At 53.2% G+C, this 21,171-nt stretch carries 18 protein-coding genes; 1 reads left to right on the top strand and 17 read right to left on the bottom strand.

The window, feature by feature from the left end:
* Positions 1 to 6: 6 nt before the first annotated feature.
* The 15 genes from MKX64_RS16790 to MKX64_RS16720 form a co-directional block, all read right to left on the bottom strand.
* Complete coding sequence (locus MKX64_RS16790) at positions 7 to 528, bottom strand: serine protease (protein ID WP_095267266.1); 522 nt, start codon at positions 526 to 528, stop codon at positions 7 to 9.
* Positions 525 to 1,694: a pentapeptide repeat-containing protein gene (locus tag MKX64_RS16785; protein ID WP_155619106.1), complete on the bottom strand. Its 1,170-nt coding sequence runs from the start codon at positions 1,692 to 1,694 to the stop codon at positions 525 to 527. The genes MKX64_RS16790 and MKX64_RS16785 overlap by 4 nt, the downstream gene beginning before the upstream one ends.
* Before the next feature lie 43 nt (positions 1,695 to 1,737).
* Complete coding sequence (locus MKX64_RS16780; RefSeq protein WP_341036696.1) at positions 1,738 to 3,162, bottom strand: contractile injection system protein, VgrG/Pvc8 family; 1,425 nt, start codon at positions 3,160 to 3,162, stop codon at positions 1,738 to 1,740.
* Positions 3,159 to 3,797 (bottom strand): hypothetical protein, encoded by a 639-nt coding sequence (locus tag MKX64_RS16775; protein ID WP_155619104.1) that lies wholly within the window; start codon positions 3,795 to 3,797, stop codon positions 3,159 to 3,161. Before MKX64_RS16775 ends, MKX64_RS16780 begins: the two co-directional genes overlap by 4 nt.
* Positions 3,798 to 3,829: 32 nt before the next feature.
* Positions 3,830 to 4,615 (bottom strand): DNA and RNA helicase, encoded by a 786-nt coding sequence (locus MKX64_RS16770; protein ID WP_095267262.1) that lies wholly within the window; start codon positions 4,613 to 4,615, stop codon positions 3,830 to 3,832.
* Between the two features lie 24 nt (positions 4,616 to 4,639).
* On the bottom strand, positions 4,640 to 7,288 hold the full coding sequence (locus tag MKX64_RS16765; protein WP_155619103.1) for a molecular chaperone: 2,649 nt from the start codon (positions 7,286 to 7,288) through the stop codon (positions 4,640 to 4,642).
* Between the two features lie 77 nt (positions 7,289 to 7,365).
* A complete protein-coding gene (locus MKX64_RS16760; RefSeq protein ID WP_155619102.1) occupies positions 7,366 to 8,055 on the bottom strand; it encodes an iron-dependent peroxidase in 690 nt (229 codons plus the stop codon).
* Positions 8,052 to 9,347, bottom strand: a complete 1,296-nt coding sequence (locus MKX64_RS16755; protein ID WP_095267259.1) for a normocyte-binding protein — start codon at positions 9,345 to 9,347, stop codon at positions 8,052 to 8,054. The genes MKX64_RS16760 and MKX64_RS16755 overlap by 4 nt, the downstream gene beginning before the upstream one ends.
* A gap of 17 nt (positions 9,348 to 9,364) precedes the next feature.
* The gene (locus tag MKX64_RS16750) at positions 9,365 to 11,221 is read right to left on the bottom strand and encodes a PP2C family protein-serine/threonine phosphatase (protein WP_141235871.1); all 1,857 of its coding nucleotides are present in this window, start codon (positions 11,219 to 11,221) and stop codon (positions 9,365 to 9,367) included.
* A 50-nt stretch (positions 11,222 to 11,271) separates the two neighbouring features.
* Entirely contained in the window at positions 11,272 to 12,117 is an 846-nt protein-coding gene (locus MKX64_RS16745) for a PP2C family protein-serine/threonine phosphatase (protein WP_341037773.1), read from the bottom strand.
* Positions 12,118 to 12,165: 48 nt separating this feature from the next.
* Complete coding sequence (locus MKX64_RS16740) at positions 12,166 to 12,684, bottom strand: FHA domain-containing protein (protein ID WP_095267257.1); 519 nt, start codon at positions 12,682 to 12,684, stop codon at positions 12,166 to 12,168.
* A 37-nt stretch (positions 12,685 to 12,721) separates the two neighbouring features.
* The gene (locus tag MKX64_RS16735; protein WP_255223092.1) at positions 12,722 to 13,294 is read right to left on the bottom strand and encodes an FHA domain-containing protein; all 573 of its coding nucleotides are present in this window, start codon (positions 13,292 to 13,294) and stop codon (positions 12,722 to 12,724) included.
* A 34-nt stretch (positions 13,295 to 13,328) separates the two neighbouring features.
* Positions 13,329 to 13,781, bottom strand: coding sequence for a J domain-containing protein (locus tag MKX64_RS16730; protein ID WP_341036694.1), 453 nt, complete (start codon positions 13,779 to 13,781; stop codon positions 13,329 to 13,331).
* Positions 13,782 to 13,889: 108 nt separating this feature from the next.
* Positions 13,890 to 14,315: a membrane-associated protease 1 gene (locus MKX64_RS16725; protein ID WP_095267255.1), complete on the bottom strand. Its 426-nt coding sequence runs from the start codon at positions 14,313 to 14,315 to the stop codon at positions 13,890 to 13,892.
* Positions 14,316 to 14,434: 119 nt separating this feature from the next.
* Positions 14,435 to 16,603, bottom strand: coding sequence for a transcriptional regulator (locus MKX64_RS16720; RefSeq protein WP_095267271.1), 2,169 nt, complete (start codon positions 16,601 to 16,603; stop codon positions 14,435 to 14,437).
* A 621-nt stretch (positions 16,604 to 17,224) separates the two neighbouring features.
* Between MKX64_RS16720 and MKX64_RS16715 the strand changes: the two genes are divergently transcribed.
* Positions 17,225 to 19,342, top strand: a complete 2,118-nt coding sequence (locus MKX64_RS16715) for a vWA domain-containing protein (RefSeq protein ID WP_230875864.1) — start codon at positions 17,225 to 17,227, stop codon at positions 19,340 to 19,342.
* A gap of 48 nt (positions 19,343 to 19,390) precedes the next feature.
* Here MKX64_RS16715 and MKX64_RS16710 read toward each other — a convergent pair whose 3' ends face one another.
* Positions 19,391 to 20,311 carry a serine/threonine protein kinase gene (locus MKX64_RS16710; protein ID WP_341036692.1) on the bottom strand — a complete coding sequence of 307 codons (921 nt, stop codon included), beginning with the start codon at positions 20,309 to 20,311 and terminating at the stop codon, positions 19,391 to 19,393.
* 252 nt (positions 20,312 to 20,563) lie between these two features.
* The gene (locus MKX64_RS16705) at positions 20,564 to 21,133 is read right to left on the bottom strand and encodes a manganese catalase family protein (RefSeq protein WP_095267253.1); all 570 of its coding nucleotides are present in this window, start codon (positions 21,131 to 21,133) and stop codon (positions 20,564 to 20,566) included.
* Between the last annotated feature and the right edge of the window lie 38 nt (positions 21,134 to 21,171).

Below are 21,171 nucleotides of genomic sequence, written 5' to 3'. Positions count from 1 at the left end.
TTCCTCCTACGAATCCGCTCTGATCAGGCGAATCCCATTGTAGTCTCTTCGCAGCAGCGCTTCTGCCAGTGCCAGATGCATCAGCAGAATTCGCTCCCGCACACCCCCGACCTGCAGGAGCATCTTCCCTCCCGTGTGGGCACGATCCACGACTAGCCGTTGCAGTGACCCATCGGGTGCAAAATCGCTCTTAACCGACAGACAATCGATACGGAGAGGTACGATCAGCCAATACACCTCTTGATGTCTGCGTGTTAGATCTGTAAAGGCTCCGGGTACGAACAGGGTGTCTGGAGCGAACTTCTCCACGATTCGCTTCAGCCTGTCCGAGACGAATGGAGCGGGCTGCTCGATATAATCCACATAATCGATCTGACCTGCTTCGGCTACCGTGAAATGCAGATTTGTGGCTGCAAGCTCCTGGGCATGGTCCGTTGACAGGAGCTCTGGCTTAACAACTTCCGATACGCCGAGCGGCTTGACCGCATTCACGAACCGATGATCCTGACTCAGAATGAAATAGCTCATCTTCCCGCCTCCCTCAGAAGGACGTTCCAGGGGCCTTCTGGAAGACTTGCTCCGGCCAAATTAGCCGCCTCCAGCACCGCGCCGGTAAGATTGGCTCCTGCAAAATTAGCTCCACGCAGGTCAGCCCCTGTAAAATCCGCGTCTCTCAGATTCGCTGCTGTAAAATCCGCGCCCCTTAGATCAGCATGGCGGAAGTCCGCTCTGTGCAGATCGGTCTCCGCAAAACAGACGCCAGCCAATCCCGGCATGATCCATTCGGTCTGTTCCTCTGTCGGCCATCCTGCGCTGATCCCGGTACATATGGCCTGCGGCAAGCGGCATCCTCTGAAATCGGCCCCCTGAAGCGCACTGAAGCTGAGATCAGTCTCCTCCAGCAGACACCCTCTCCAGTGAGTTCCAACCATCATGGAGAACGAAAGCTTGGCTGTTGATAGATTGCAGGCCCGAAAGGCCGTATACCGAAAATCCAAGCCGGGATTTATAATCCCGGACAAGTCCACTTCTTCAATCGCCTGATAAGCGTATTCGCCCTCCATCTTGGCATCCAGCCATTCCCGGATCACACGGCTGCTCAAACCCCTTCGATCCTCTTTGTACACGGTGATGCTGTGATCCATGTATTCTCCGACCCTTACCTCGAATACACTGGTTCTTGCCAATGCCTGATATTCTGGCAGCAGAACAGCTTGCGGCATTGCATACCGGATCAGCTCGGATACATAACTGTGGAAATGAATCGCCTCTTCCAGCCTCAGTCTCTCAAGCAGCGGACGGGGAATTTTGCCTGCATACTTTCTTGCGTCAGGCTCCCAGCGTGACTCCAGTCCTTCCAGTGATTGAAATGCCCACTGTGGATCATATTCTTCCTGAACAGGCTGGCGGTCGAAGAACCAGCGCTCATCGAATGCCTCGGCTAGATAGGCTGGATGACCGTCTGTCAGCCCTGTCCGCAGCAAGGAATAGGTGATATAGCCGATTGCCTCCTTGTCTTTGGCTTGTTGGCGATCCAGTATCTTGCGGCAGAACTGCTGAAAATGTTCGATGAAGTCAGCCGCCCACTGCTCCCGCTTCGCTCGATATTCCCGATCCATGCTCAGAAGCGACGCATGGTGCCAAGGGGTCACCACGGTCTGTCTAAACTGTTCTAGCGCCTGTTCGCTGTACATCTATGCTCCTCCCCTCCGCTTCCCAGTGCCCTGCACCCGGCCGCTAGTTGGTATTCAGCTCTGTACCGATAAGCTTGGTCTGACCGTTCATCAGCAGGCTGCTCTCCTTACAGGTCAGGCTGATTTCGTCTTTGGCCGAAATGGCCACATTCTGTCCTGCCTCGATCATGATGTCTTCTGTGGCAATCAGCTTGATCATCTGACTGCTGGAAATTTCGATGCCGCCGCTCTCATTCAGCCGGATGAAGATTTCCCCATCCTTGCCGGTAATGACGATCTCCTCCGGCCCCATCAGCAGCTCCTTGCCTGCCGCCGTGCGGAAATATTTCATATCCGGGTTGCCCAGCTTGTTGCTCTCCCCTTCATCCGAGTTCTGCCGGACTGAACTGCTGGCCACCCCTTCCTCTTCCTTGCTGCTTGGAAAATACACCCGCACATGGTCGCCGACCTCAGGCATGCAGTACCAGCCGCTGTTGCCCTCCGCCGTATACATGGAGGCATACGGGAAGTAGTGCGCGCTATCCTTGCTCTGCGACTCGTCCATATAGAGATGAATCTGCACGGTGTCCTTCTTGACCCCGATGACCGTACCTTGTATAGAAGCCCCGATAATGCGCTCGTTGTACAGCTTGCGCTGGCGTAATCCCCGGCGTGTACACAGCACGTATCTGTGGACCAGAAGACCATCTCTCATCTCGGAGCAAGAGCTGCGGACATAGAGCAGACGGCCTTTGAATTCGATGGCATTCCCGAGATCCAGCACCCGGCTTGTCTCCACCTCGTAGAACATGAAGTCATTCTCGTCCAGGTGTGCTCCATCATTGGCAGAGTGGTACAGGAAATCCGATACGTTCTTGCCAACCTGGTAATGGAAGTTGTCCAGCTTGCCTTGCGAAGGAGTATCATAGATGCCGAAGTAGAATTTGGGATAGCTGAAGGTGGAAGCAGGCATGAGGGAAGTGTGGAAGCGGGAAGCAAGACGTTTGAGGAATTCCCAGTCTGTCTCCTGATACTGCATCGTAAAGTTACCGATGGAAGCGCCGCCTGTCGCTTCATCCATGACGTCAAAGCCTGTATAATCGGCGGCAACCAGGTCGAGAAGTTCGCCATAGGTCATATTGTGATTCTGAAAAGAGCGGTTCTTCCGCTTGACATCAAGCAGGTACGTATGGGAAATCGCCTCAACCTCGAGATGGTATACTCCCCTTACCACCTTCACCCCGACGTTCAGCACAATGCCGTGGAACAGGGGCACACTGCCGCCTTGTTCATCCACCTGGCTGACCTCAATGGTGGTATCGGCTTCTGTCATCAGCACGTAGCTCTCCTTCTTGTCTTCCGGAACAATCCCGGTCATCTTCAGGCGGGCATGATCATTGATCGCTTTGGTGATGGTGAGCTGCTGAAGACTGACAAGCTCGTAAGGGGTTATCTTCAAATTACCGTATGTAACAGCTAACGTGCTCATTGCGCCCCTCCTCCTTCGGCAGTTTCATGAACACGGAGAGAATCCAGCATGGCCAGGGCAACCGGACGCCACGCCTTCTTGTCCTCTTCAATGCAATTGAACGTGCAGATCAGAAAGCGCTTGTCCAGGGAAGCAAAAATCATCAAGTTATAAATATTGGTGTTCAGTGCGGGAGACATAAACTCACAATAGCCAAACGTCTTCTCTTCCGCTTGCTGCACGCCGTCCCCGATCCACTCGCGGATTGGCTGGGTAGAACGGGTAATCTGCACCATGGCATCCTTGAACTCCTCCACATCGGCTTCATCCAGCACATTGGCGGTGTGATTAAATGTCAGATTTATACTCAGATCATCATTGGTGAAGATAATTGCCGGACGGCGCTCGGAAGGATATTTCACCAGCGCTTCCTGTCTGGTCATGGGCCTTAACGAGCGGGGCATGGTGATCCTGACCCGTCCGTCGAGCAGTTCCTGCTCGTGGAACATCACCTTCTCCCCCTCAATCTCCACCAGCAGTTTCGACAGATCTGCACGGTCCGTCTGCCCTGTCCCGGCACTGGAAGAAGCTGCGGGATTACGCTTTGCTTCCGCCTCAATCAGCATGGATATTACTTTCTCGTCCATATGCTTCATTCAATTCCCCTCCTTGTCACAGTAATAATCCCCTAATCTACCATCATCCGCTGCGGACCGTTTCGCCTATAGCCTGTTAGCGGACGCTGTCCGCCATTCTCCTCCAGAATCCGCACCAGTGTCCGGTGGAGGCTCGTGCGATCCTGGGCCAAATGCCTGATATCCTGCAGACTGCTTCCCGTCCGCACCGCCACATAATGCAGCAGCGCCTCCATCTCGATGTACTCCTGATTCAGGCACAGCAGGGAGAATGACAGATCCGCCGGATCGGCGCTTCCCCTGCCCAGCAGTTCTCTCGCATAACACCTCAGAATCATCGGGGCGAGGGTGTCTTCTCCCCTGCCCGCACGCCGGACGTGAAGGACATTGAGTGTATTGTATTCGGTAGCCAGATCCGCAAAGTCTATGTAATTGGAGCGCAGCACGGCTCCTTCCTTCAGCTTGAATCGGCACAGCTCCAGCTCGTCAGGGCCGGGTGCATGCTCCTGAATGACGAGTCTTCCGGCATAGCTGTCGAAATCGGCAGACGACTCTACTGCTGCAAAACGCACGGCCAGCACCGCCTCCCTGCCGGTTGCAGTGTAAGGCACCTCCTGCTCCTCAGCCATCTGATAGATGATACCGGCATGCTTAACCAGTCCCGGCGTCACCGTCAGCGCATGCGGACCGACGTTGATATCGGCACCGGTCAGGATGCCGTCTGAATAGTCGCGGTACCGAATATCCAGATAGGAGCGCGGATAATCTCTCAAGCTCTCCAGCATGGAAGTCTTCAGGATTCGCCCCTTCTCGAACCGGGGCATCGTATGGATGAACATCAGCTGTCGCCTCCTCTCCCTTCGCTATTTCGTCCCGTCGAAGAAGTCCAGCTCGGACAGATCGTCCTCAAACGCGAAGAAGTGCTTTTCTCCAAGCTGCAGCATCTCATCCTGTCTTGCGACCGGAACGACATGGAATCCCCAGTGGCTGCCGCCTGTGAATACAAAATAGCGGGTCTCGCCGTTGCTAATCGAGTCGGTGTCATCCTGGAGGATGTCCTTCCCGTACTGCTGCGCGATCTCTTCGTAGGTTACCGGGCGGTATAGACCCGGCCGATTATGGTACACTTGGCGCCGGGGCGACGCCCCGCTTGCAGAGAGGAAGAATTCCACCTCCGCGGTGTGGGAGGGACGCGAGATATACCGCGCGGCCCCAAGCGGCGCCAGACTTTCAATCAGCACCTTCTCCACTCCGGTGTGCGTATACGCGCTGACCGCATAAGGAATGGCCGGCACATCGCTGGACAGGACCGGCTCGATCCGGCCCATCTTCTTCGAGTTCAGGTACCGGATCGCCCCTCGCACACATGCCAGCTTTAGTTCAGATACCCGGTCCTGATCCCCCGGCTTCTGCCGGAATTCAATGCTGCGACCCGGCACGAACTCCTTGAGTGCTTCGCGGAATACGTCAATCCGGCAGCTCTGGCCTGTCAGCTTGATGATCGAATAGTCCTGAAGGCGTCCATCCTGGTACAGATCCTCCAGAAACCTGCGCACGATGCCGTATATATCCGCCTTAAGCAGCTGCTCGATCTCCCGGATATTGAAGATGACATCAGGCAGCCTGTATTCTTCTCTGAACCGGCCATTCTCCAGGACCGAGACCATCCAGCGGTTCATGACCGCAATATTCAGATCCGTGTCGGCAGGAATGACATTCTCTGTCTCGAACCGGCTGCGCAAAATCCCCGTACGCCGGAAGAATTCGCGCTTCATATTCTCGGCCGCATCCCAGAGCAGGTGGAAATTACCGAGCACCCGCTCATATTCTTCACGGTTCGCGTGCTCGTAACGTCTGTATGCGGTTGGAAGGATCGCCTCCGCTTCCCTGTAGCGCCGCTCAAGCTCGGCATACAGGGCATCCACGCCGTGTTCATCCACATACCGGTAGATATCGCCGGGCGATTCACGGATCAGAGCTTGAATCTCCGTGTCCGGCAGCCGCTCCTCAGCCGCATAGTAACCAGCGAACACAATCTTCATGTACTGCATGATCCGGTAGGTCAGATTGTTGCCTCCGAAGTTGGTATCACCGTTCTCGTAAGTGGTATGAATGTCCAGCTTATAGGCGATGCGCCCGTCTTCAATCCGGAATCGGCAGGAGGAGAGATCCGTCGTTCCTCCCCCGCAGTCAATGACCAGCGCCTGATACTCTCTGCCGTCGGTGAACGTTCTTCTCTCCATCTGGTCTGCCAGCGTGTTGTACAGCACAGCTACCCCTTCGTCCAGCGCATCAGCGGCTTCAATCCGGTATTCCGGCACAATCTCGGTAAACATCTCGATGAACTGCGTCTTCAGCTTCACTGGAGCCGAGATATGCAGGTGGTGGAACCGGCATTTGAACTGCTGCTCCGCCATGCCCACGACGTAGCGGATGAATGCGCCCAATATCTCGCTGCGCGGAACCCGGGCCGTGCGGCCCTCGGGGTCTATCAGCTCCTCGGCGCGCTTGTAATCATTCACCCAGCGCTTGATTCCCCGCAGCACGGTAGCCTGCTTGCCGATCGCTCCCTCTCCCCGTAGCGCGGCCTCTCCGAATGCATAGACAATCTGCTTCGGATTGGAGCAATCCTCCACCGCAACGGCAGTCGGCAGCACTTCAAGCCACTCTCCGTCCGGGCCGGACGGTCCGGGGAATTGAACGTAATTGATGTCGTTCAACCGGATTCGCCCCGCTCCTCCGTGGTCTGGCATCGATACGTATCCGCTGTCCAGATAAGCACCGGCCGTTGTATTGGACGTGCCGAAGTCGATGGCCAGCACCGCATCGGTCCGCTCCGGCTGACGGATGACCAGCTCTGCAACCGGAACTCGAACCGCATGCAGACTGGTTGGCACGAGCGGTTTGTCGCCGTAATAAGCTTCATAGAGATAATCCGATTCCCGGCGCCTGAAGAACAGCAGGCTGTAGTGCTGATTGACGGTTCTTCGCAGCTCGGCCATACTGTCACGGCACAGATAATAGTCCTTTCCCTGCTCTCCACTCCTGACCAGATTCAGAACACCGCATAGTTCATCCTCCCTGTTCACGATCAGCACATTACCCTCATCCAGCCATGGCAGCTCTGCCTCCACCCTGTAACCGTCTGTACGATCCAGCATAATGTCTTCGTACAGTACGATCTTGGCTGGCACTCTCATCCGTCCGGAATCCTTGCGGTCCGTCCCCAGATATCGGCGAATCGCCTGCTCCAGACGCTCAAATCCGCCCTTATTCGGAACGGTGATCAATTTGCGGCTGTCAGCTCCCCGGTATCGCAGAATAAGCTGAATGAGCTTGTCCCGATCCAGCGGATTGGCGAGACCTTCTACCAGCCGTTCTTTTGTGCATATGCTGCGAAGCTGAAACGTCGTCATCTGCTCCAGCTCAGCTCTTGTATATTTCGCTGTGAACCGGACCCCTTCGGACGTCGTGGAGTCGTTGTACAGCCGGTATGTATATGGTCCGCTCATCCTTCATATGTCCTTTCTTATGGCCTCAAGGCCGCTGCTCTTTACAGACGGCACCTGGAAGACCAGGTTATGTAGGGTCAATACAGAGCTATTTCGTCCATCCGCATGGTGCTGTCCTGGTCCATAATTCCGAAATGTCTACTCCAATAGATCTCTGTATGCAAGCGCGCGGGAAGGAACAGATCCATAATGAGTCCGACACGCAGGCGGGATCCTTCACTCTCTTCCCGGCCCACATAGATCAGCAGTTCATCCTTCTCCTCGCAATTCGCATAGATGATCGAATGGGGAAATAACTGGCGCATCGTCTTGCGGAACAAGTGGACCGCTTCCCCCGTTTCATAGAGACTGAGTAAATTCTCTGCCACGTAGTCCTGTTCGGTGAGTTCAAGCCTGGCAAAACGCATCCCATTCTGTACCCCGAAGATGCCTTCGGCAAGATCCCGCTTCATGAAACCGATATAGTACTCCCGCCGGTTCATCCCCTGATACAGATCAGCCTCAGCCAGGAAGTGGATCAAGAGATCGAACAACGTCTCCCTGAGCTCCGCATGCTCTTCCACCCCGGGTCCGAACAAATCCCGGAAGATGGAGTAGAAGCGGTAATAAGGATTCACCTCTACGGTCTGCTCCGGTTTTGTAGCGTTCAGATCGGACAGGCTCAGCTCCATATAAGGGGAATAGGTGGTCGCCGGGACAAAACGGATGTCCTTGTCCGCAAGCTTCAAGCTTCGGGCCCGCATAAGCACATCCCAGACGTAATTCATACCCAGACCCCCACACACCGGTATTCGGGAAAATACATCTGTACTTCCGAGACGAGAAAGCTAATCAGATCCCCGTCAATAAAAGACGGGCCGGCTCCCCTCTGCTCTGTCCGGCGGAACCCCAGCCGCATGACCAGCTTGTCTTCTTCCCTGCGCACATGATCACTAACGAACGAGTTCAGCGGATAGGTGAAGCCAGCAGCTGCTTGAGAAGCTGGCACAATATCTACCGTCTCGAGTTCAAGGCCCTCTCCCGCTTCCATGGTAGACACAATCCGGGCAATTTCCGCTTTGGCCCGAACCGCCATTCCCTGCTTATGGGCATATCGCCCGGCGAAGCTGTCCCGTCTCGTGTTGGACACGAGCTTGTACATCTGCCTGCCAAGCCGGAGCTCCATCGGCCGCGTAACTTTCAGCACTTCCCAGACCGCCGCCTTCTCGCGCGGTGTCACAATGGTCAGCTCCTGTTCAGAACGCTTGATGTACCGGATTTCCATTTCTTCGCCAGGACGTACAAGATAGCCGTGCTCTGCGCCAGTTTTGCGCAGTGACAGCACATGCTCATAATTGATTCTGTCAATCGCCGGAACCGGGAACCCGCTGTTCTTCAGCGACAATCGCTCGATATTCCAGAGCGGGATCAGGTCCTGTCTCCTCACCGATTCATATTCTTCCAGCGACACTGTAATCTCCCGAATTTCCTCATGGGGCTGAGGGTCTTCCTCACCTCCCGTAAGGACGCAATCGACGAACTTCCGGATATACGGATGGTTAACCGTTCTCCAAGGAACCCCGTTGTCCAGAAAGACATGGTAGAGCTTCTCGATCTCCTTAATATAAGTGTCGCTTGCTCTCAGCGTGACATCGATCCGGTAACTCCCCGCATCCGTCACGAGCTGGCCGTGAAATTTCCTGCCGCTCGCTGCAAGCTTCAGGATGTCAGCGGTGTCCATCTCCAGAAACAATCCGAACAGCTTCATCTCTCCGCCTTCGCGGATCACTTCCGCCACCTGGCTCATATCCACCATGGACCTGTTCACATCAGACGGAAGCATCGGGAACAAGTACTCATGAATCGGATCGTAATCTTCAAGGGAGCAGACAGCCCCGTAAATGTCATACCGGGAACCGGGGTCCTCCAGCTCATCGAACACGCGCTGCTCCAGCTTGCGAATCATCTCCTCCTGGTAGTCCACCAGATTGAGGAATACACCGGTCATCAGATTCTTCAGCAGCTGGCGCTGCTCAAGATCATTCATCTTCCCAAGCCGTTCCTGTACAAGTTCCTTCACATCTGCTCCCCCTTCCCCTATTCCTGACTTTCCGAATCTGAAGCCTCGGCTTCATTGCCATCTGAATTGTCTTCGCTTCCGTTCTCTGCTGGCTCTTTAGTCTGCTTCTTCTGCTCGGTCTGTTCGGTCTGCTTATTCTGTTCCGTCTGTTTGGTCTGCTCCCGGATAGCGGCTTCAGCTGCCATCCGGGCTGCCTGTTCAATGGCCGCTTGCTGTGCCGCAGCTTGATCGGCCGCAGCCTGCTGAGACCCGGCTTGACCGGCTGGCCCTTGTTGGATTGCTCCCAGATCACTGGCTTCCTGCTGCTGAGCCAGCGCAGCTCTCTCTTCATCCTGCTTCGAACGCTGCTTGTCCTCCACCTTGGTGATGGCGCGCTCCATAGACAGGACACTCTCCAGCTTGCCGATCTCCTGATAGATCTGCTGCGCCTCAGCATAGGCGTCGATGGCGCCGCTGTATTCTTCGGACTGCAGCAGCCGCTCGCCGCGAGCTGCCAGCTTGCCGGCCCGGATTCCCTGCAATTCATGCTCAATCGCGGTTAATTTGTCCTGGGTATCGCTTTGCTTTCCACTGATCTCCTGGATAACGCGATCATATCCACCCTCTGTCGCCTTCTTGTACGCCTGCTCATACAGCTTCAAGGCATCCGTGTAATCTCCCGCCCGGAACTTCACGTCTGCTTCGGTAATCTGCTTGCGGATCGCCTCATAACCGTCCAGATCCTGGATCCTCTTCTCAATGGTATCGACACTGGAAGAGAGGTAGGTCTTGGCGAGGCTCAGCGCCTTCTCGTAGCTAATCTTCGCATTCTCGAAATCCCCTTCATCCACGTAACCATCCCCATCGACAATCGCTTGTGACAAGGCCTGCTTGTTCAAATACAGTTTTCGGTTGACCAGATCCTTGATGCGAGTCGCGGCATTTTTGGCCTCACTGTAAGGAGAGATCGCCTTCTGGAAATCCCCGAGTCTCGCGTATTCGTCTCCGAGGCTCCCTGATTCCATGATCTCTTGCACCGCTTGGGCCTTCTTTTCAGCCGATCTTGCCAGGGTAATCCAGGTTCCGCCCCCGATCAGAAGCATGACAATAAGCGCGATAAGAATTCGCTTGATGAGCTTGGCACGGTTCTTTGGCTTCTCCTGATAGATCTTCTTGACACTTATGGCTGCCGCCGTGTAATTCGGTATAATTCGGCGCTGCCGGCTGAGCAGCACCTCTTCCAGCGTGTCTGTCAGTATGACCGGATCTTTCGACTCTTCGAGCGCACCCAACATCTCGGCCAGTTCGACCTCTTCCCACATGCCAGGTGTAACCATCAGCAGCACATCTCCGTCAGCAAGCATCGTCTTCTTGGAAACATAAGCTTGAAGCTTGCCCGGTTTGCCCAGATACTCAAGCAAGTTGCCGCGTTCCTCATGAAGGTGTGCAGCATCCTCCGGAATACGTCCGTCGTCTACGAGCGATTGGGCCAGACTGTGGTCCCTGCTGCGGAAATTCAGTCTTCCACCGCGGAAATGATACAGGCGGACATTGCCGACAGAAGCGTATACCATACGCGTGTAATCCGTGACAATCACCAGGAGACTAGCCTTCAGCCGGACCCGCCGACTCTCGAACTGCAGCCATTCATGAGCGTCACGCAGGCCGCGCATAAGCCGCCTTCTGGACATCGACGGCTTCTCCATGAAGTTCTCCAGCACGGCCTTCACCGCCATCTCGGCGCTGTTCATATCTGTCACCGTATCAAGCCCGTCGGCAAGCACATAACAGGCCAGATCCTCGGTCTCTATGTAGGCAAAATAATCCCGGTTGTCGATGAATGAGCCTGCTTCCGATACAAAGCCTGTCTCGAACTCGCTGTTTTCCTTGCGCATGTATACCTCCGTCATTCCCTTCTCTGCCTGTAAGCCTGCTGCTTCGGTTGTTACTGCATCTCCTGCAGGATCACCACAGTGGCATTATCCTGATTCCGCAGCCCTTTGGCCCCGATTTTCTCAATCATTGCATCTGCCATATCCTGCGGATGGTCATGCTTCTTTAAGATACTCTCCAGCTCGATCTCGGTCAGCGCTTCATAGATGCCATCACTACACAGCAGTACAAGATCACCTGGATAAAGTCTGTATGGAGCATCTGCAATCTCCATCTGTTCAAAGCCTTCATAACCCAAATAATTGGTCAACTGATGACGGACTGGACTGGCTGCCGCCTCCTGCATGGTCATCTCCCCGGCAAGCACCTTCTCCTCAAGCAGCGTCTCTGCCGTATGCTTGGAATTGACCGCTATGAATTCCCCCTTGCGGAAGATCGTAATCAGGGTGTCTCCAACAGCCCCGTAGTACATGTATCCTTCAGACAGTACAACTGCAGCCAGCGTAGTTCCGCCTCCCTGTCCATTCAGATGCTGCAGAATGAGACGGTTGCTCTTGACCGCTGTCTCGGCAAAATATTCGGCAATCTCATCCTGCCTGTCCAGTTTGCCGAACTCCTGTACGAAGGTGTTGACCGCCATCATGCTGGACATTCGTCCGTTGCGCAGTCCGCTGATCCCGTCCGCAACAACAGACAATGTGCCCAAGGACGTCGTAACACTAGCGAAGTAATCATCCTGCTCGTCCCGGGTTCCGATCGTCTGACCATTGCCGACTTGAACGCGCTCTTCCGGAATATTGATCTTGCGGACCTTCGCCGTCCTCATCAATCTGATGCGGATGATGAACAGCAGGGTAACCAAGCAGACCCCCGTGATGAATACATAATGGGGCTGAATTGCACTTGCTTCGGGCACTTCTCTTCACCTCTACCCAGCCTGAATCGACTAATTGTTGTTATCCCATTCGAAATGCGGTCCGCACAAAGGAATGAATATGAATTTGCTTCGCCCGAGCTGAATCATATCGTAGGCGTTCAGCTCAACCGGTGAATATACCGCCTCATTGTTGTGATATGCAAGACCGGATGCGTCCCCTGGCAGCAGGAAGAAGTTCCGCTTCTTCGGGTCGTACACCACAACTGCGTGATTTCTGCGGGATACGGTGTTATCCCCGAGAATCCGAATCTGCATCTCCTCCGCCCGGCCAATGAAGTTCTTCTCTGCCATAATCCGGTAATCCTGGCCTACCTGCGCACCTTCAATGCATACCAGCCAGCCGGTAACCGGATGTATTCCTGTCGTCTCGCCCAGATACGGCATCGTCTTGTCGTCTTCTGTCTGCTGCTGTACAGCCGGACGGCCTGATGGTGTCTCCGTATGTACCGCTGAGTTGCAATATGGACAGGTATTGCCGTGCTTACGTGTACTGAACATGTGACCGTTCGGACATCTTGTCAAACTCATCGTCTGTTTCCTTCCCCCGTCTTCTTGATATCAGTTCTTATTTGACCAGCAATCTGGTGTTGGCTATGTACAGCAAATCCCCCGAGTTAATCCTGCAGGGCTCACCGCTCTGCAGCTTCATTGCCGTGCTTCTGCTTGCGGCTCTGACACCTGTGCCGCTTGCGGAATCATTGTCCTCAATGAACCATTCCTGATTCACTCGATTTAGGACCGCGTGCACACTGCTGATCAAGGAAGCGTATTCGCTATCAGCCAGGTCAATCTCGACCTCCTGCATCGGATTACTCTTCCCGATCAGAAGTGATGTCTGTCCCATGATGTACCATTCCTTCACCGGTTCACCGTCTTCATCGATCTGGACCAGCTTGACAATATCGCGCGGCTCTGCGGGTTTTCTGAATCCGGCATTTGCCTGCACTCTTGTCGAAGAACCGCCATTGCCCCCCAATGCCAGATGCACCAGCGCGCATATGACCACACTTCCAGCGGCCGCTATCTGCCAGTGGATATCCTCGGATAACAGAAGCACATACGCTACGGCGGTAATCATAATGACCCAGATGGACAGATCCACGGCGAACAGCCATGCAACTTTAACCGGTTTTCCCACGCCCAGCTCCCCTTTGCGTTAATGTTTCTGGCGCCTATTTCCGGATACCGAAGAAATTGCTGAACAGATTGTCGGCATCAAGAGGGCCTTCGGGCTTCTTGCCCGGCTTCTTCTGTGCTTTCTTGCCCGTTCTCGGAGCGTAACCGAAGAATCGCTCGAACTCAGCTGCCACACTTGCCGCATCCGGCGGCGTATAAGCTCCGGTTCCGGTCGCGTGCGCCTGTCGATCCGCTTGCGGGCCACCCTTCTGTGCAGCCTGACTGCCCGTTCTCTGCTCTTGCTTCAGCCTGTCATCGTATGCCTGCCGCGAGGCTTCGCTACGCAACGTGTCATAGGCTTCATGGATCAGCTTGAACTTGTGCGCGGCATCCTCACTTCCTTGGTTCACATCTGGATGATAACGTTTAGCGAGCTTGCGGTATGCCTGTCTAATCTCCTCTGCCGAAGCATCGCGGCTGACATCGAGCAGCTTGTAATAATCGGTCATTGCCCTCTTCCTTTCGGTTCGATTCCCGGATGAGATAAGGATATGAAGAGGCATGAATGCCTCTTCATATCCTTCGTGTTACAGACCTGATGTGTAACCCGAAGCGGGTTATACAGCGTACCCGCCGTCGATCTTCGCGAGCTCCGTCTTATCCTTCTTCTGCTTGACGAACAAGGTGAATGAACCGACGCCTTCGGTATCGCCGAAGCTCTCGGTATAATCGACAACGAATGCATTAGGGAAGTGAATCTTGCGAACGACCTGGTCTGCCGCAATGACCTCAAGTGTTAGCTTACGGTAGCAGTCCGCCTTCTCTGCCGGAACGAGCGACCAGAGCGCCAGCTTCATCGTGTCGTCTGCACTGTCGCCATCTGTAGCTGTAATGATCTTGCCCTTGATGAGCAGTGTGGAACCGACATCCGTGGAGCGGGCATTGGAATCGTTAGGAGTATCCGTGTCGTATACAACCGTTTGGATGTTGTCCATCCCGAGTTCAATCGTTTCTTGTCCTTCTACCAGCAATCTGAATCCCATGTGTGTTGCCTCCTTGAAATAAAATGTAATAGCCTCCGGGGAGCTTTCGCCGCCCCGGAATTTATGTATAAAGGCGAATCTGTGAGATAACGCCCTTAACACCTTCTTGAATAATTCCATTACGCCTTAACCGGGCTGGTGCCCTTCGTAATCATGACTTCCAGGTTCTTCACATTGCCGTTAAAGACCAGATCGATATGGCACATATTGCTCTTCTCATCAATCACATAGCTCATATCGTCTCCGTCTTGAATAATGGAGTTGACATAGCCGCGGCTTCCGAGCCATTTGCTCTTCTGGCTGCTCGGATTGTTGCTGAAGAAGCGCACGATATTCTCATGCTTGAAGTCTCCGGTCTGGTAACGCAGAATGCGCTCGATATACGTACTGACCAGCGTTTTGTAGATGGAATCGAACCCGTCTTCCGACAGCGCCATGCTCCGGGCTTTGTATACCGTAATCCGGCGGATATCCTTCTCCTGCAGCTGGGCGTTCTCTGAGGAGAACACGAACCCGAAGTTCTTGCTGTTGATGGAATCCTTGATCTTGTTCGTGAAGCCTGTAATCTCCTTCGCCATCGTGGTCACCGTACGCAGACTGTTATCACCAGCTTCAATATCGAAGCGAACGCCCGGATAATCCTTGTTCACAGTCTTGAACGCCTCACGAAGGTACTCCGGACACTGATAGGCAGCTACCAGACCGGCCGCCACATAAGCTGCTCCGACATACACACCCTCGATCCACAGCTTCAGAATATCTTCCTTCTCCTTGGACAATTCGACGCCGTGCTCGGTCTGCAGCATTTTGCTGTCGATAATGACGCCCGATTTCTCCTTCGGAATGATCGTAAAGTTCGGCACACATGGAACAGCGAATTCACTGTATTCCCTCCGTACCAGCGGTGTACATTTGTCGATATATTTCTCGATGCCAGAGGTAGCCATGCTGTTGAAGGTCGTGTCTTCTCCTGATTCGAAGTTGAAGAACACCTGGATCTTGTAATCCTTGACCACCTGCAGCAGCATCGAGAGCGACTCCATCGAGTATCCTTCCTGCTTCACAATCTTCTCGTTGCCTTTGAAGCGCTGACGGGATACTCGAACATTGCCGGCTGTCTCCAGCTCGACTGAAGGTACGATGCCGAACCAGATCGTATCTGTGAAATCATTCTTCGAGTTTACCGTGTTCAGGAAGGTTTCCAGGCGAGGAATGTTGCTGCTCTTCACGAGCATGTCCAGCTTGGCATTAGCCACCAGCATCGTCGGCAGCATGCCTTTGTTCTTGGTCGCATACTGGTCGAAGAACATTTTGACCCCGAGAATTTTCTCCACCAGAGGCTTAACCGTTTTGACAAAATCATCCTTCGCGTTCTTGTAGAACTCCAGATAGGTGTTATAATTCTGAACCTCCTGCTCCACATTCACCTCAGTCTGAACCGCTGGCAGTGGCACGAAAGTGCGGACGACTAAGTCTCTCACATAACCCGAAGGGCTCTCACTGATCGAGTCGTAGTCCTCCTCGAAGACGGTCGTGAGTCCGGTCGAACTGTTCTCATCCAGCAGCATCAATTCCTTGGTTTCGCTCTTGGGAGCTTCGATAATCTTGAGTTCGCCGCTCTCACCAATGGTGAGCATGCCGATCTGAACAGCCTCTCCTTCGTTCTCCTCCTTGGTTCCCCCAAGAAGAAGACGGGTCTTGATATCCTCGATCGCCAGCGGCAGCATCGCCATTACATTGTTGTAGTTCTGGCTTGCCTCTTCGAACATCGCATTCAGCTTGTCGCCCATGTCCAGCTTCTTCGGATCATCATCGTCCAGCTTCTCATACTGGCTGTACATGTAATGAATCTCCTTGCGCACCTGACGAATATCGTCCATCACCTTCTTCGGTGAGATCATATCGAGCAGATTCTCGAACTTAAAATCCACATTCGTAATGCCCTGGCTCCGTTTTGTGTCGATCAGGGTGAAGAGCATCTTCAGAAAGTCGTTATGCTGGTTCACCTTGATCTCGGAGATCATGTCATCCGGTATGCCTTCAGGCTTCTTGAGCGTGTACATCACCCGCTGGTTGGCCGCGTTGAAAAAGGAATAGACCGTAGGTGAGAATTTGTCCAGGAACTCATCGAAGCTGCGCACCAGGAGGTGCTCGTTAATCTCCTTGATCTTCTCATCACTCAGGCTGTCAATTCCTTTGACATCGCCAACGATTGTGACCAGATCAAGCTTCTCGGGATTGATCTCCTCGAAAAGCATCGTACGGTTGGTTTGATTGATAATCTCCATTGCGGTCGGCAAGCAATTCGCGCACTTTGTCTGTCGCTTGCGAGCAAACGACGAACAGTTTATCCGCTTGCCTCCTCCTCCCTCTGGGTTTTGTATTGGATCGGCGGTAAGCCCCGGCTCATCATCTGCCCGGTACTTCATCCGTTTCCTACTTCCTGTTGTAAATTGGCTAAAGCATTAACTGCAGAGACGCACGGATCTCCTTTCTTTTACTTTAAATTCCAATTTCATTCATATCCTGACCCTGAGCAGTTCGAGTTTCTGCAGCAATATGTGAGTGATCATACTGTAAGGCTTTAAATTATGTCAATTTGTGGGGTTTTTCGCGAAAATCACACATTTCAGGTGTAATTACGAAATACAAAATGTACATAAACGAAATTAATGCGAAGAGAAATATGCATAATTATGATTCTTCTGATTCAATTCCATTATTTTCTATTTAATTGGAGAGGGGTGCGGTCGATACAAATGTATTGAGTTAAAAATTAGGGGATATCTGGAAGTATAGGATCTAATTTAAAGTTGTTCGAAATTATCCCTACCCCATTTATTTGCAGATATTTCAAGGCCTCATTGAGATTAACGACAAGCTAAAATCTACAAAAACGGAGGAAAATCATGAATCAATCAGCAGGCACTAAGACCATACTCCTTATGACTTTTTTCCTGTTTTTCTATTCCACGCACAATTTTTGGTTACCGCTATCCGCACAGGCGTACGCAGATGGGAAGAAGCCCGGCTATGACGCGGTGTTTGTGCTGGATACGAGCTATTCCATGACGGACTCGGATCCGGAAGGCATTGCGGCAGAGGTCATCAATATGTTCATGGACATGAGCGAGGCGAGCCAGACCCGAGTCGGGTTCGCAGCCTACTCCCATCGGATTGTGGCCTTAAGGCCCCTGACCTCTGTCTCCGTCTCCTCTCATAAGCAGCAAATTCAACAGGAGATCCGGCAGCTTAGACCTTCTGGCTATACGGATATCGGCCTAGGGCTCAAACAAGGGGCTAAGCTGTTGTCCGATGGAACTCAGGAGGACAGACAGCCATTCTTGATCCTGCTCTCTGACGGAGAGACGGACCTTGGCCCTTCCTCTGCGGGCCGCACCAAGACCGACTCCGAGGATGATGTCGCCGAGGTTATTCAGCTGGCTCAGGAAGAGGGGTTCCCGATCCATACGATTGGGCTGAATCATGACGGAACGGTTAACCGGGAGCAGCTTGAGCATATTGCGGCCGAGACGGGAGGCAGCTCGTACATTACGAGCAGCGCCGACGATCTTCCTGAAATCTTCAATCGGATATTCGCCAATCAGATCCGCTCCAAGCTGATGCCCTCCGCAGCGATTACCGCTACCGGAGAATTGCAGGAAGCAGTGGTGAACATACCGGATTCCACTATGGAGGAAGCCAATCTGATTCTGCTGTCCGAGCATAAGCTCAAGGAAGCTCAGATCTATTATGACTCGCAGAATATTCGAAGATATGAATCTAATAAGTACACCATTCTGAAGATCGGCCAGCCTGATGCCGGCGAAGTTAAACTGAAACTAAAGGGAAGGCCGGGAGACCTGATCAAGATCAGTCTGCTTGGGAGCTATGCAATTGATCTTCAGTCAACCTTGACGCCGGGCGCTGCCAACGCTGAGGGGGGAAGCTCGTCTGACAGTAACGGCAATTCAACGAGCGAGGTGCTGAAAGGGCAGAAGAATCTGTTCGAAGCGAGGCTTATCGGACAGGAAGGCGAACCGGTGAAGGACGAGGCGCTGTACAAGCCGCTCACAGCGGAGCTTGTCATCAATCCTGAGGAACCGGATAGAACAGAGCGTATCGGAATGACTTATACAGATGGGGTGTTCCGGGCTGAATACAGCTTCCCTGAGACTGGTATCTACGCTTGGCAAATCCTGCTTGATGGACCAGGGTTCTACCGAATTGGCAGTATTCACTCTGTTCAGGCCACGAACATTGCACCTGTCGCCTCAGGTGACTGGAATCTGTCCGCCGTTCGGGAGGATGGGGACATTACGCTGAATCTGAACGAGTATTTTCAGGATATGAACGGAGATCCGCTTGTCTATACCCTGTCTGATCAACAGGAGAGCTTTCCGTTAGCCGCTACGCAGATCACAGAAGACGGGCAGCTGATTCTACACGCACCTAAGACGGGAAAGGGCGAGCTGATTGTTACGGCTACAGATCCATCCGGTGAATCCGCAAGTTCAGCACTGCTAGTAACGATAAGCTCCAAATACACCGTACTGAAGTGGACAGCTGCCGGGGGCGCTTGCGCATTAGCTGCTGCAGCTCTGCTGTATCTGCTGCTGCGTCCGAAGCCTCAGTTCACCGGCAGACTGGAGGGCCTGTTCTTGGCCACTGCCAGCGGAGAAGACATTCCGGTCAAATCATGGCCGCTGACTTCATTTGGAGGAGGCACTGTAACCCTCGCGGAGCTGTTCCGTACCCTTCAAGTGCAGGAGTCGCTCCCGGAAGCAGCCAGAATCGTGTTCAGTGCAGGCAAACAGGGTAAGCTCTATGTCAAGCATAGTACACGATGCGCGGTTCAAATCGGCAAAATGCCTGTTCCAGCGGGCAAGAAGGCTGCCCTCGACTTCAACGAGAAGTTATATGTCACCTTCGAGGACGGTATAACCGAGATCGAGCTGCGGTATAAGGCTATTAAACCCAATACCAATATCTATACCGACCACCTGACTGTGAAAATATCCTCGTAATCGGCATTATCTGCTTCTGATAACAAAAGGAAGCTTTGGCGGATAGCGCTAACGCGCCGAACTTCGCCGAAGCTTCCTTTTGTTCATTAAATACTCCGTCCGCAGTGCCGCTTTGAGCCACCCGAGCGATATTCTGCGCTGTTGGGGACGGAGAGCCAAGCCACGACGAATCGCGGTTGATAGCAGCGCTGAAACCCCGTGACCCACGGGTTCAAAACGCAGACGGTCTTCAAACAGCCTTTGTCTTACATCCGGTGGCGTCTCGCCGGTACAGCAGCGGTACATCACCGCTGCCAGACTGTATATATCCGACGCGGGTCCCTGCTGTGACTTCTTCGAATAGAATTCCAAGGGGGAATAACCGGATGTGGTAAAGATCGGGTACTCCTCCTGTGTATACTGTACAGCAGATCCGAAGTCAATCAGCTTCACTTCCCCCTGGGAGCTAATCATCATGTTGGAGGGCTTGATATCCCTATGGATGATGCCGTGTGCATGAAGATATGCCAGCGCATTCATGACCGGCAGAAGCGTATCATACATCAGCTGCAGATCTGCTTCCCGCTGTTCCAGAATTTGCGCCAGCGTGGTTCCTTCGCAGAACTCCATGACGAGATAGGCCGTGCCTCGCTCCTCGAAATGGTCAAGGTATCGAACGATCCCCGGATGATCCAGCCCCTCCAGAATGAAGGCTTCCTGCAGGAACTGCTCCCTGAATTCATCGAGCTTGTGCGCAAGCGTCCGCTGACGGCAGACAACTGTTTTTCGGTCTTGTCCTCGTGCAGCCAGGGAAGTCGGGAATAGCTCTTTCACGATCACTTTCTCCCGGGTGTCGATCTTACGTGCCAAATATACGGCAGAGAGCGCACTGCTGGACAGAACCGTTCGGATCTGATAGGTGTTATGTAATTTGGTGCCTCTGGGTAGAGTTTCTTCCCTACTCCTGTATGTTCGATATTCGCTGATCAACCGTCTATCCTCCTGCATGGGAATTTAGCTGCTTAGCTGCATGGCTGTTCTTCATGAAGAGGTTGTCTTTACAATATATCGGTTCACCATTTCTTCAAGTTTAGTGGTTTAGAAAATACACTCCCTTCCGTTTACGCAAAACGGGAACAGGGCGCCTCAAAGGTCATTAACCTGACCAAATAGGCAGCCCTGCTTGTGCTCGGCACAGGACCCTTTAAGGAGAGATAACCGCTATGCCATTCATCCATGTGATTAGAATATTTTCTTATGCTCCCGATCCTCTTTAATGATCTCCACCGCTTCCCGGAAGCGGATCGAGTGAATGATTTCACGCTCGCGTAAAAATTTCAAACTATCCTGCAGGTCCACATCATCGGTCATGTCGATCAGCCATTGATATGTAGCCCGCGCCTTCTCTTCCGCGGCAATGTCCTCATACAGATCGGCGATCGGATCGCCCTTGGCCTGAATATAGGCTGCCGTCCACGGCACACCTGAAGCGTTCTCGTAGAACAATGCGTTGTCATGGTTCGCATAATGGGCGCCAAGGCCGGCTGCTTCCAGCTCCTCGACACTTGCATCCTTCGTAAGCTTGAACACCATGGCGGCAATCATCTCAAGATGGGCAAATTCCTCGGTGCCGATATCATTGAGGAGACCGATCACCTTGTCAGGAATCGTATATCTCTGATTCAGATAACGGAGAGCGGCTGCCAGCTCCCCATCCGCACCGCCATATTGCTCGATCAGAAACTTTGCCATTCGGGGATCACACTTGCTAACTCGCACCGGATATTGCAGTTTTTTCTCATAGACCCACATCGGATTGTACCGCCTCCTTTATAAATTCCCCGCTTCCT

Source organism: Paenibacillus sp. FSL M8-0334 (assembly GCF_038000405.1).
Classification (GTDB): domain Bacteria; phylum Bacillota; class Bacilli; order Paenibacillales; family Paenibacillaceae; genus Paenibacillus_AQ; species Paenibacillus_AQ campinasensis.
Note: the sequence above shows the minus strand (reverse complement) of the source record. Positions and strands in the feature narration are given on the sequence as shown.

Coding starts and splice junctions, on each gene's coding strand:
- MKX64_RS16740 (WP_095267257.1), bottom strand. CDS start 12,684: ATGAGTTTGACAAGATGTCCGAACGGTCACATGTTCAGTACACGTAAG.
- MKX64_RS16770 (WP_095267262.1), bottom strand. CDS start 4,615: ATGTTCATCCATACGATGCCCCGGTTCGAGAAGGGGCGAATCCTGAAG.
- MKX64_RS16780 (WP_341036696.1), bottom strand. CDS start 3,162: ATGAGCACGTTAGCTGTTACATACGGTAATTTGAAGATAACCCCTTAC.
- MKX64_RS16715 (WP_230875864.1), top strand. CDS start 17,225: ATGAATCAATCAGCAGGCACTAAGACCATACTCCTTATGACTTTTTTC.
- MKX64_RS16720 (WP_095267271.1), bottom strand. CDS start 16,603: ATGGAGATTATCAATCAAACCAACCGTACGATGCTTTTCGAGGAGATC.
- MKX64_RS16730 (WP_341036694.1), bottom strand. CDS start 13,781: ATGACCGATTATTACAAGCTGCTCGATGTCAGCCGCGATGCTTCGGCA.
- MKX64_RS16760 (WP_155619102.1), bottom strand. CDS start 8,055: ATGAATTACGTCTGGGATGTGCTTATGCGGGCCCGAAGCTTGAAGCTT.
- MKX64_RS16790 (WP_095267266.1), bottom strand. CDS start 528: ATGAGCTATTTCATTCTGAGTCAGGATCATCGGTTCGTGAATGCGGTC.
- MKX64_RS16725 (WP_095267255.1), bottom strand. CDS start 14,315: ATGGGATTCAGATTGCTGGTAGAAGGACAAGAAACGATTGAACTCGGG.
- MKX64_RS16765 (WP_155619103.1), bottom strand. CDS start 7,288: ATGAGCGGACCATATACATACCGGCTGTACAACGACTCCACGACGTCC.
- MKX64_RS16775 (WP_155619104.1), bottom strand. CDS start 3,797: ATGAAGCATATGGACGAGAAAGTAATATCCATGCTGATTGAGGCGGAA.
- MKX64_RS16750 (WP_141235871.1), bottom strand. CDS start 11,221: ATGCGCAAGGAAAACAGCGAGTTCGAGACAGGCTTTGTATCGGAAGCA.
- MKX64_RS16705 (WP_095267253.1), bottom strand. CDS start 21,133: ATGTGGGTCTATGAGAAAAAACTGCAATATCCGGTGCGAGTTAGCAAG.
- MKX64_RS16785 (WP_155619106.1), bottom strand. CDS start 1,694: ATGTACAGCGAACAGGCGCTAGAACAGTTTAGACAGACCGTGGTGACC.